At 62.6% G+C, this 10,419-nt stretch carries 11 protein-coding genes and 1 pseudogene; all 12 read right to left on the bottom strand.

From position 1 onward, the window contains the following. On the bottom strand, nucleotides 1-976 hold a 976-nt coding region (eno, locus tag VZ95_RS09935), incomplete at its 3' end, for a phosphopyruvate hydratase (protein WP_045775701.1). Nucleotides 977-1,058: 82 nt separating this feature from the next. Then, nucleotides 1,059-1,925, bottom strand: a complete 867-nt coding sequence (gene kdsA, locus VZ95_RS09930) for a 3-deoxy-8-phosphooctulonate synthase (protein ID WP_045775700.1) — start codon at nucleotides 1,923-1,925, stop codon at nucleotides 1,059-1,061. A 12-nt stretch (nucleotides 1,926-1,937) separates the two neighbouring features. Beyond that, entirely contained in the window at nucleotides 1,938-3,569 is a 1,632-nt protein-coding gene (locus VZ95_RS09925) for a CTP synthase (protein ID WP_045775699.1), read from the bottom strand. 87 nt (nucleotides 3,570-3,656) lie between these two features. Beyond that, complete coding sequence (gene secG, locus VZ95_RS09920) at nucleotides 3,657-3,974, bottom strand: preprotein translocase subunit SecG (RefSeq protein WP_408606079.1); 318 nt, start codon at nucleotides 3,972-3,974, stop codon at nucleotides 3,657-3,659. Between the two features lie 122 nt (nucleotides 3,975-4,096). After that, nucleotides 4,097-4,843, bottom strand: coding sequence for a triose-phosphate isomerase (gene tpiA, locus VZ95_RS09915; RefSeq protein WP_045775698.1), 747 nt, complete (start codon nucleotides 4,841-4,843; stop codon nucleotides 4,097-4,099). Nucleotides 4,844-4,868: 25 nt separating this feature from the next. Further along, complete coding sequence (locus VZ95_RS09910; RefSeq protein ID WP_045775697.1) at nucleotides 4,869-5,357, bottom strand: CinA family protein; 489 nt, start codon at nucleotides 5,355-5,357, stop codon at nucleotides 4,869-4,871. Further along, nucleotides 5,345-5,830 carry a phosphatidylglycerophosphatase A family protein gene (locus VZ95_RS09905; RefSeq protein WP_045775696.1) on the bottom strand — a complete coding sequence of 162 codons (486 nt, stop codon included), beginning with the start codon at nucleotides 5,828-5,830 and terminating at the stop codon, nucleotides 5,345-5,347. Before VZ95_RS09905 ends, VZ95_RS09910 begins: the two co-directional genes overlap by 13 nt. A gap of 10 nt (nucleotides 5,831-5,840) precedes the next feature. Continuing rightward, nucleotides 5,841-6,999 (bottom strand): annotated as a pseudogene (locus VZ95_RS28165) (bifunctional 2-C-methyl-D-erythritol 4-phosphate cytidylyltransferase/2-C-methyl-D-erythritol 2,4-cyclodiphosphate synthase). 7 nt (nucleotides 7,000-7,006) lie between these two features. Continuing rightward, nucleotides 7,007-8,887: a SurA N-terminal domain-containing protein gene (locus VZ95_RS09895; protein WP_045775695.1), complete on the bottom strand. Its 1,881-nt coding sequence runs from the start codon at nucleotides 8,885-8,887 to the stop codon at nucleotides 7,007-7,009. Between the two features lie 92 nt (nucleotides 8,888-8,979). Then, nucleotides 8,980-9,315 carry an acyl-CoA thioesterase gene (locus VZ95_RS09890; RefSeq protein ID WP_045775703.1) on the bottom strand — a complete coding sequence of 112 codons (336 nt, stop codon included), beginning with the start codon at nucleotides 9,313-9,315 and terminating at the stop codon, nucleotides 8,980-8,982. 119 nt (nucleotides 9,316-9,434) lie between these two features. Continuing rightward, nucleotides 9,435-9,842 (bottom strand): VOC family protein, encoded by a 408-nt coding sequence (locus VZ95_RS09885; protein ID WP_045775702.1) that lies wholly within the window; start codon nucleotides 9,840-9,842, stop codon nucleotides 9,435-9,437. Between the two features lie 16 nt (nucleotides 9,843-9,858). Further along, the coding region (locus tag VZ95_RS09880) for a sensor histidine kinase (RefSeq protein ID WP_045775694.1) at nucleotides 9,859-10,419 on the bottom strand (561 nt) is incomplete at its 5' end.

Below are 10,419 nucleotides of genomic sequence, written 5' to 3'. Positions count from 1 at the left end.
TCCCTTCGGCGAGGCGCTTCGGGTTGGTAACGAACAGATCGTCGCCGACCAACTGCACCTTGCTGCCGAGACGGTCGGTGAGATGCTTCCAGCCGGCCCAATCGTCTTCGGCCATCCCGTCTTCAATGGAGATGATCGGATAGCGCGCGCAGAGATCTTCGTAGAAGGCGACCATACCGGCGGCATCCAGGCTCTTGCCTTCGCCGTCGAGCTTATAGAGCCCGCCCTTGAAGAATTCCGACGAGGCCGAATCGAGCGCGAGCGCAATGTCCTCGCCCGGCTTATAGCCCGCCGCCTCAATCGCCTTCATGATGAACCCAAGGCTATCGTCGGCATTAGCGAGGTTCGGGGCGAAGCCACCTTCGTCGCCGACGTTGGTGGCGTAGCCCTTATCCTTCAACTGCTTCTTCAGGGCGTGGAACACTTCCGCGCCCATGCGCACGGCTTCCGAAAGGCTCGGCGCGCCGACCGGGACGATCATGAATTCCTGGAAATCGAGCGGATTATCGGCATGGGCGCCGCCGTTCAGCACATTCATCAGCGGTACCGGCAGAGTGCGCGCGAAAACGCCGCCGATGTAGCGATAGAGCGGCAGGCCATTGTCATCGGCGGCGGCATGGGCGACCGCGAGGCTGACGCCGAGAATGGCGTTCCCACCGAGGCGGCTCTTGTTCGGCGTGCCGTCCAGCTCGATCAACTGTTCGTCAATCGCGATCTGCTCTTCGGCGTCGACGCCGACCAGCGCGTCGAAAATCTCGCCATTGACCGCTTCGACGGCCTTCAGCACGCCCTTGCCGCCATAGACGGATTTATCACCGTCACGCAGTTCCACGGCTTCATGGGTGCCGGTCGACGCGCCCGAGGGCACAGCCGCGCGGCCGAACGCACCGCTTTCTAGATAGACTTCGACTTCAATGGTCGGGTTACCCCGGCTATCGACGATTTGGCGGGCGTGAATGTCGGTAATGGCGGACATGGCAGACGCTTCCTTTCGATTGAAACTTTTTGGGGCGCACACAGCAAAACGGGGCCGTTGTGGCCCCGTTTGCGCGCTGTAGTCAATTGATTCCGTACTCCATAACCCCTCGGCTTTTTGCCAAACGGTCGAAGGCCTGAAGATCGGCCAGGAGGGTTTCGAGCTTTGCGATGGGCACCATATTCGGCCCATCCGAAGGGGCACAATCTGGGTCTTGGTGGGTTTCGATGAACACCGCCGCCACGCCGACCGCAATCGCCGCGCGCGCCACGGTCGGCACGTACATCCGCTGCCCGCCCGATGTAGTACCCTGCCCGCCCGGTTGCTGCACCGAATGGGTCGCGTCGAACACCACCGGTTGCCCGGTTTCCGCCAAAATCGGCAGACTGCGCATATCGGAAACCAACGTGTTATAACCAAAAGACGCGCCGCGCTCGCAGACCATCGCGTGCGGATTGCCCGTAGCGGTAATCTTGGCCACAACATTCTTCATGTCCCACGGCGCAAGAAACTGGCCTTTCTTCACATTGATCGGCTTGCCGGTTTCCCCAGCGGCGACCAGAAGATTGGTCTGACGGCATAAAAACGCTGGGATTTGCAGCACATCGACGGCTTGGGCGGCAATCGCGCATTGGTCGGGCTCATGCACATCGGTGATGACCGGGCACCCGAAGGTCGCACGGACATCGGCCAGAATATCGAGCCCCGCATCCAGCCCCGCGCCGCGCTGGGCGCTGAGCGAGGTGCGGTTTGCCTTATCGAACGATGATTTATAGATCAGCCCCATGCCCAAGCGCCCAGTGATCTCCACCAGTGCGGCGGCTATTTCGTGGGCGTGTTGGCGGCTTTCGATCTGGCAGGGCCCGGCAATCAGCACCAGCGGCGCATCATTGGCGATTGTGAAGGGGGCTTTGCCGGAAAACTCAATCCGATGCGGCGCAATGCTCATACTCGTGCCCCTTTAAACGATGCGGCTTTGCTGCACGGCGGCTTTCACAAACGCCGTGAACAAAGGATGCGGATGGAAGGGCCGCGATTTCAACTCGGGATGGAACTGCACGCCGACGAACCAGGGGTGATCGGGATATTCTACAATCTCCGGCAACTCGCCATCGGGCGACATGCCGGTGAAACGGTAGCCCACCTTTTCCAACTGGTCGCGATAGGCGATATTCACCTCGTAGCGGTGCCGGTGGCGCTCGTGAATCAGCGGCGCGCCATAGGCCTCACGCGCCTTGCTGTCGGTTGCCAGCACACACGGGTAAGTGCCAAGCCGCATCGTGCCGCCGAGGTCGCCGCGATCGTCGCGCACTTCGACCGTATTGCCTTTGACCCATTCGGTCATCAGACCAACAACGGGTTGCGTCGTCTCACCGAACTCGCTGGAGTTCGCTCCGGCGATCCCGGCGAGGTTGCGCGCGCCTTCGATCACCGCCATTTGCAGCCCGAAGCAGATACCGAAATAGGGAATCTTATGCTCGCGGGCGAAGCGCACCGCTTCGACCTTGCCTTGGCTGCCGCGCTCGCCGAAGCCGCCCGGCACCAGAATCCCATCGACCCCGTCGAGCTTGGGCAAAGGGTTCTCATGCTCGAAAATTTCGGCATCGACCCACTTCAAGTTCACCCGCACATTATTGGCGATGCCGCCGTGGGTAAGGGCTTCCGAGAGCGATTTGTAGCTATCCATCAGCTCGGTATATTTGCCGACCACGGCAATGGTGATATTGCCTTCCGGGTTGCGGATTCGGCTGACGATATGCTGCCATTTCGACAGATCCGGGTGCTGGGAGCGGTGCTCCAGCCCGAAATAGCTCAGAACTTCGCGGTCAAAACCTTCCTGATGGTAGGCAATCGGCACCTGATAGATGGTATCGACGTCAATCGCAGGGATCACCCGACCCGGCTTGACGTTGCAGAACTGCGCCATTTTGCGCAGGGCATCGGGCGGAATCACCCGGTCGCAGCGCACCAGCAGAATATCGGGCTGAATCCCGACCGAGAGCAGTTCTTTCACCGAATGCTGCGTCGGCTTCGTCTTATGCTCGCCCGCCGACGCGATATAGGGCACCAGCGTCAGGTGAATGAACAAAGACCGTTCGCGGCCGATTTCATTGCCGAACTGGCGAATGGCTTCGATGAACGGCAGGCTTTCAATATCGCCCACCGTGCCGCCGATTTCGACCAGGCAGAAATCCTCGTCGGTCAGGTCCGAGCGAATGAAATTCTTGATACCATCGGTGACATGCGGGATGACCTGAATGGTCGCCCCCAGATAATCGCCCCGACGCTCCTTGGTCAGAACGTCCGAATAAATCCGGCCCGTGGTGACATTGTCCGAACGACGCGCCGAGACGCCGGTAAAGCGCTCGTAATGGCCGAGGTCGAGATCGGTTTCCGCGCCGTCATCGGTCACGAACACTTCGCCGTGCTGATAGGGCGACATGGTGCCGGGATCGACGTTCAGATACGGGTCGAGCTTGCGCAGGCGAACCTTGAAGCCGCGCGCCTGCAACAGCGCGCCCAGCGCCGCCGAGGCCATGCCCTTACCGAGGGAGGAGACAACCCCGCCCGTAATGAAGATAAAGCGCGTCATCACCCGCTCCTCACTTTCAATATCAAAGCCGCCCTCGCTGCTGCGGGCTGCGAGGGGGCTGAAGAAAACGCGACTGGAAACGCGAAACTATTTTGCGAGCGGAACGCTCGGCTGCGTCGGGGCTTCAATCGGAGCCGCCGGAACATCCAGGATCGATTTGCGCTCCGGTGCGCCCCGGCTCGCCACCACCGCCAGCGCAAGGCTGGTAATCATGAAGGCCCCCGCCAGAATGCCGGTGGTGCGCGTCAGGAAATTCGCCGTACCGCGCGCGGTCATAAAGCCACCACCACCACCACCGCCGCCACCGAGACCCAAGCCGCCCCCTTCGCTCTGCTGAATCAGGATGATCCCGACCAGGAACACGGCGAGCAACAGATGGATAACGATCAGAACGGTTTGCAGCATGAACGAGTCTCAACCAATAAAACGGGCGGCGCACGCGCACCGCAGGGATGGGAGGTATTTAGCGCCGGATGACGCTGGTTACCAGAGGCAAATACAGAACCTCTGATACGCAGTTTCGCCGCTTATGCCGGGCAGGCCATAGCGATAGCCTGGAAATCTGCCGCAATCAGGCTGGCCCCGCCGACGAGAACGCCGTTGACATCGGCGACGCTTAAAATTTCCACCGCATTGCCCGGCTTCACCGAACCGCCGTAGAGTAGCTTCACCTGCGCGCCGCTCGCGTGGATAGAGGTCAGCACTTGGCGCAAGTGCGCATGGACTTCGGCGATCTGGTCGGCATTGGCGGTAAGGCCGGTGCCAATCGCCCAGACCGGCTCGTAAGCGATGACGAGACGGGCTAAATCGCCTTCGGGGAGCGATGCGCGCAGGCTGGCTTCGACCACGGCCAGGGTTTCCCCGGCTTGGCGCTGTTGAAGCTGCTCGCCGATGCAGATAATCGGCGTCAATCCCGCCGCTAGCGCGGCTTCGGCCTTAGCGCGAACCTGGGCGTCAGTTTCGGCATGATCGGCGCGGCGTTCCGAATGGCCGACGATGACGAAAGCCCCGCCCGCAGCCGCAATCATCGGCGCGGCGATATCGCCCGTATGCGCGCCCGACGCTTTCGCGTGGCAATCTTGCCCGCCGACCGCGATGCCCAAACCGTTGAACGCCTGCACCGCCGCCCCAATCAGCGTCGCGGGCGGGCAGATCAGCAAATCGCCCCGGCTGGTGCCGCCCCAGGCCCGCATCGCCTCGGCAAAGCGGCCAAGATCGTCGGGCAGGCCAACCATCTTCCAGTTTCCGGCAATCAGGGGCTTCAGGGCGGTCATCGGCGTTTCCTTCAATCTATTGTTGTTAAAGAACCAGGGCGTCGGCGAGCATCTGCAAGGCCCGCGTTACGGTTGCCTGACGAATTTCGGCCCGGTTTCCGGGGAAAACTTGCCGCTCGACCGTCACCCCCTGCCCGCGCTTAAGAGTGGCGAGATAGACGAGGCCGACGGGCTTTTCGGGCGACCCGCCCCCCGGCCCGGCAATGCCGGTAACGGCAACGCCAACATCGACCGTGGGCAGGCGCGCGAGCAACCCCGACACCATCGCCTCAGCAGTTTGCGGCGAGACGGCACCGTGGGCCATCAGCACCGCTTCAGGAACCCCGGCCAGCGCCATTTTTAAATCATTGGAATAGGTGACGAGCCCGCCCTGCACAACGTCGCTCGATCCCGCAATCTCGGTCAACGCGCCCGCAATCAGCCCGCCCGTGCAGCTTTCAACCGTGCCGATCCGAAGTCCCTGCGTGCGGGCGGCGCTTAGAACCTTGGTAGCAAGCGCGATCAGATCAGCCATGTATAGATCGCCCAGAGCGCAATTGCGCTATAGGCCCCGGCTATCAGATCGTCGAGCATAATGCCCAAACCGCCTTCGAGCTTTTGATCGGCCCAATTGGCCGGGAACGGCTTCCAGATATCGGCGGCGCGGAAAATCAGAAACCCCAGCAAATACAGCAGCGGATCGATGGGAACGATGGAGAGGGTCAGAAACTGCCCCGCGACTTCATCAATCACAACCGGCGACGGATCATCCTTACCCAGGGCTTCGGCATAGCGCTGGCTTGCCCAAATCCCGACGCCGAACACCAGCAGGGCTGCCGGAATCAGCGCGGTCGGCCCGAACGCCCAGGCAATCGCCGCTGCAAACGGCAGCGCCGCCAGCGAGCCCCAGGTTCCCGAGGCGAATGGGATGAGCCCGGAGCCGAACCAAGTCGACAGCAGGGCAATCGGGTGGTGCCAGGGCATGCCCGGCGGCAGACGGGAGGACATGCGGCTTCTCCTATTCCTGTTCGGGCAGGCGGATTGTGGCAACGGCTTGCGCCGCAATCCCCTCTTCCCGCCCGGTAAACCCGAGTTTTTCGGTTGTTGTCGCTTTAACGCTGACCCGATCCAGCGGCAAGCCCAGCAGATCGGCAAGCCGCGCCTGCATTGCGCCCCGGTGCGGGCCGATCTTAGGTCGCTCGCAGATCAAGGTCACATCCAGATGCGCAATCACGCCGCCGCGCGCCGTCACGAGGCTGGCGGCATGGCGCAGAAAGACGGCGGAATCCGCGCCTTTCCAGCGTGCGTCCGTGGGCGGGAAATGCTGGCCGATATCGCCCGCCGCCAGCGCCCCCAGAATAGCGTCGGTCAGCGCGTGCAGGCCGACATCGGCGTCGGAATGCCCGGCAAGGCCGCGATGGTGCGGGATCGGCAGACCACAGAGCGTCACATGGTCGCCCTCGGCAAAGGCATGCACATCAAACCCGGTGCCGACGCGCACATCGGTTAAGCGCTGGCGCAATTGGCTTTCGGCGCGGATCAAATCGGCCTCCGTGGTGATCTTCGCCGCCGCGTCGCTACCGGGCACGAGGCGAACGGTAAGCCCAGCGGCTTTGGCGACGGCGGCATCATCGGTCAGGCTCTGGCCCTGTGCCCGCCGATGGGCCGCTAGAATATCGGAAAAAACGAAGCCCTGCGGGGTTTGTGCGCGCCAGAGGTTCTGTCGGTCGACGAGCGCTTCGCACGCGCCCTCCGGTCCACGCCAGAGCGTGTCGGCAACCGGCAGCGCGGCAATCGCCCCGATGCCGGGTTCAATCGCCGCCAGAACGGCATCAAGGGTCGCCGCCAGCACCAGGGGCCGCGCGGCATCGTGAATCAGAACGCCATCGGCGGCGTTGGCGGCCAGGGCCTCCAGCCCGAGCCGTACCGACTCCTGCCGATCCGCCCCCGCCGATCACCGGCGGCGGCAGGTCGAGCCCGGTGACGGCATCGGCATAAAGCGCCGCATCCTCGGCCCGGATCACCACCTGCACGCTATCGATGCCGGGATGGTTCAGGAAGGCCAGCAACGCCCGGCGCAGTACGGGCACTCCGGCGAGGCGGCGGTACTGCTTCGGTATCTCCCCGCCGAAACGGGTGCCGCTGCCCCCGGCAACGATGAGCGCAGCAACGCGCATCGGCAGGCTAGAACAGCTTATCGAGGGCCGCGCGGTCCTGCGTTACCGGATAGCGGCTTTGCAGACCCTGGCGGACGGCGGTGATGGCGTCATTCTTGGCTTGCTCGCCCAATTCGGCCTTCAGCGCGGCGCGGGCCGTGGCGGCTTCCTCGGCGCTCGGCGGCTGAATGGCGGTGAGCCGGGCGACGATATAGCCGCTSCCGCTTTGCCGGTGACGATTGCCCCCACGGCGGGCGCATCGAACAGACCCGTTTGCACCGTCGGCGCGGGGGGCAGATCGGCCGCCAAGCGTGCCGCGCCGGTCGAAAGGCTCGCTGGTGCGAATGCCCTGCGCGGCCTCCGCCAATGATTTTCCGGCCCGCACTGCCGTCGCCACCGCTTCGGCTTGCGCGGCCAAGGCCGCATCGCGCTGGGAATCGGTCCAGGCGGCAATGATGATCTCGCGGATGCTCTCGAACGGCTGCACGGTTGCGGGCGTAATCTCGCCGGTGCGGACCGCGACGAAGGCCTTGCCGCCGATTTCGAGCAAGCGGCTGGTCTTGCCGGTCTCGGTGGCGAAGAGCGTCGGGATAACCTGGGCGCGGCCCGTGAGATCGGCGGGTAATTCCGTCCCATCGGCCAATTGCCCGCGCCGGTCGATGCTCGGCAGATCAACCAGCCGCGCGCCCGAACTGCCCGCCGCATCTTCGAGCGTACCGCCCGCCGACAGCAGGTCTTCGATCTTATTCGAGCGCTCGAACATCAAATCCAAGGCGCGCTCTTCCTTCAAACTGGCCTCAAGCGGGGTTTTGACCGCCTCGAAATTGGCTTCGACGCCCGGCGTAATCGTAACGACGCGCAGAATGTGAAAACCGAAGGCGGTTTTAACCGGCGCGGTCACGCCCGGCTGCGCCAACCCGAAGGCCGCCGCGCCCAAAGCCGGATCGGGCAGATCATTCTTTGTAATATCGCCTAAAACTAGACTATCCGCCGATTGCCCCGCTTCCACCGCAACCGTGGGGAAATCGGCCCCAGCGGCGAGCTTATCGCTGGCGGCTTTAGCGGCAGCTTCGTCGTTCAGCAGAATCTGTTCGATCAGGCGGCGTTCGGGCTGCTGGAACTCATCAATCCGCGTTTCGAACGCCGCGCGCAGGTCTTTTTCGGCGATCTGCACCTGTTCGGCGACCGAGGGCGCATCCAGCACCAGCAGCTTGCCCGCCCGGCGTTCCGGCGCGGTGAAGCGCTGTGGATTTTCCTTATAGAAGGCTTGCAGCGCCTCTTCCGTCGGCGTCGGCGGGATCGGGGCCATGTCGGGGGTCAGGAACGCGAACTCGGCGACGCGCTTTTCCAGCCGGTAGGTCAGCAGGCGCTCCACCACGGCATCGGGCACTTGGGCACCGGCAGCGAGCGCAATCGTCAGCGCCGCGCGCGATAGATCGCCGCGCAACTGGGCCAAGAACGAGGCTTCGCTATAGCCCGCCTGCGCCAACACGGCCACGAAGCGTGCCCGGTCAAACTGGCCGGTTGCGCCCAAAAAGGCCGGGTTGGTTTGAATGGTCTGGCGCAACACGTCATCGGAAATCAGCAGCCCGAGACGGGCCGATTCTTGATCGACGACGAGGCGGGCAATCAACTGATCCAACGCTTGATCGACAAGGCCGAAGCGTTTGGCCTGCTCCCGGTCGATGCCGCCGAACATGGCGCGCATTTGATCGAGCTGCGGGCCGAGCAGGCGTTGGACTTCCATCCCGTTCATCTTGCGGTCGCCCACGGTCAAGGCCGTCTGCGTACCCGGCGTTGGGGGGCGAACATAGTCGGTGATCCCCCACCCCAGAAAACTGAGGGCGATCAACGAAAACAGAATTCGAGTAACCCAAGTGGCGGAACGGCCACGCATCGCTTGCAGCATCTTTACGCGCTTCCCAAAACCAAAAACCTAAAGTCGGCGGCGACTATAGAGGGGGGAGAGCCCAGCGGCAACCGCTGCCCGCCGGTTTCGCCTCAAACGGAGGGTAGCGGGCGGGACCGACGATCCTCATCGATGGCGACATAGGTGAAGACGCCCTCCGTTACCCGCTCTTCAGAGCCAGTACGGCCGCGCTTGGCCCAGGCGTCGATGCGCACACGGATCGACGTGCGCCCGGTCTTTTCGATCACCGCATAAAAGCTAACCAAATCGCCGACATGGACGGGTTTGAGAAAGCTCATGCCTTCAACGGCAATCGTCACCACCCGCCCCGCTGAGCGTTCGACGGCCACCGTGGCCCCGGCGATATCCATTTGCGAGAGCAGCCAGCCGCCGAAAATATCGCCCGAAGGATTGGTATCGGCGGGCATCGCCAGCACGCGAATGGCGGGTGCCCCCGCCGGACAATCGGCAATCGGGGTTCCCGGCGGGCAATGGACGGCGGAGTTGAACGCGGCATCGGACATTCGTTTAACTTTCAAAAAAGGAACTAAAGGCCGGAGACCGGCTGCGCATTAGCAATTTCAATCAGATTTCCATCCGGGTCGCGGCAGTAGATCGATAGGATCGGCCCCAGCGCCCCCGTGCGCAGCACCGGCCCCTCCTCCAGCGCAACCCCGCAGGCGGCGAGATGGGCGATCCACTCCGCAACGGGTGTGCCGCTCAGAAAGCAAAGGTCGGCGGAACCAGTCATCGGAACCCGCGCTTCGCACGGAATATCGGCGAGTTCCGGCGTCCAGAGCTTCAAATTGATCTTCTGCGCCCCGAAGGCCACCGCCTTGCGCCCGGCCCCGAACGTCACTTCGGTACAGCCCAGCACGCGGCAATAAAAATCGAGGCTTGCCGCCATATCTTTGACGGCGAGTACGAGATGATCGAGATGGGACAGGCTTGGCATCGGCTTATAGATCTTCTTAAAGAGCAACGTTCCGCACCCGACTGCCGGGAAAGGTGACGGTCACGATGGTACCAACGCCGGGAGAACTGTCGATCGTGAATTTCGCCTGATGCATTTCACAGAACGCCTGCACCAAAGGCAACCCCAAGCCGGTGCCCTGGTGCGAGCGGCTGAGGACGCTTTCGATCTGCCCGAAGGCCGAGAGCGCTTTCGGAATATCCTGCGGACGCATACCGATGCCGGTATCTCCGACGATCAGATCGATCCCGCTATCCTCCCGCGTCCGTGCCGCAACCCAAACTTGGCCGCCTGGCATAGTGAATTTAATCGCATTGCCGAGCAGATTGATAATGACCTGCTTGATGCGCAATTCATCGCCATAAAGCTGCGGTAAATGGGATGGAACATCGGTATGCAGCGCCAATTTAGCGCCTATCGCCCGGTCGCGCATCAATTGCGCGCAGGAATCAATCGTGTGATCGATATCGAAGGCCTGTTCCATCAACTCGAATTTACCAGCGGCGACTTTCGAGAGGTCGAGAATATCGTTAATAATTTCAAGAAGATGGGTGCCAGA

The sequence above is a fragment of the Elstera litoralis genome, from assembly GCF_000963705.1.
Classification (GTDB): Bacteria; Pseudomonadota; Alphaproteobacteria; order Elsterales; family Elsteraceae; genus Elstera; species Elstera litoralis.
The sequence above is the reverse complement of the archived record's forward strand: the minus strand, read 5'-3'. Positions and strand labels throughout refer to the sequence as shown.

What these genes read in the sequence shown, in the direction of transcription:
- kdsA (WP_045775700.1), bottom strand. Translation starts at nt 1,925, where the DNA reads ATGAGCATTGCGCCGCATCGGATTGAGTTTTCCGGCAAAGCCCCCTTC.
- VZ95_RS09890 (WP_045775703.1), bottom strand. Translation starts at nt 9,315, where the DNA reads ATGCCCGCCGATACCAATCCTTCGGGCGATATTTTCGGCGGCTGGCTG.
- secG (WP_408606079.1), bottom strand. Translation starts at nt 3,974, where the DNA reads ATGCTGCAAACCGTTCTGATCGTTATCCATCTGTTGCTCGCCGTGTTC.
- VZ95_RS09885 (WP_045775702.1), bottom strand. Translation starts at nt 9,842, where the DNA reads ATGCCAAGCCTGTCCCATCTCGATCATCTCGTACTCGCCGTCAAAGAT.
- tpiA (WP_045775698.1), bottom strand. Translation starts at nt 4,843, where the DNA reads ATGACCGCCCTGAAGCCCCTGATTGCCGGAAACTGGAAGATGGTTGGC.
- VZ95_RS09905 (WP_045775696.1), bottom strand. Translation starts at nt 5,830, where the DNA reads ATGTCCTCCCGTCTGCCGCCGGGCATGCCCTGGCACCACCCGATTGCC.
- VZ95_RS09910 (WP_045775697.1), bottom strand. Translation starts at nt 5,357, where the DNA reads ATGGCTGATCTGATCGCGCTTGCTACCAAGGTTCTAAGCGCCGCCCGC.
- VZ95_RS09925 (WP_045775699.1), bottom strand. Translation starts at nt 3,569, where the DNA reads ATGACGCGCTTTATCTTCATTACGGGCGGGGTTGTCTCCTCCCTCGGT.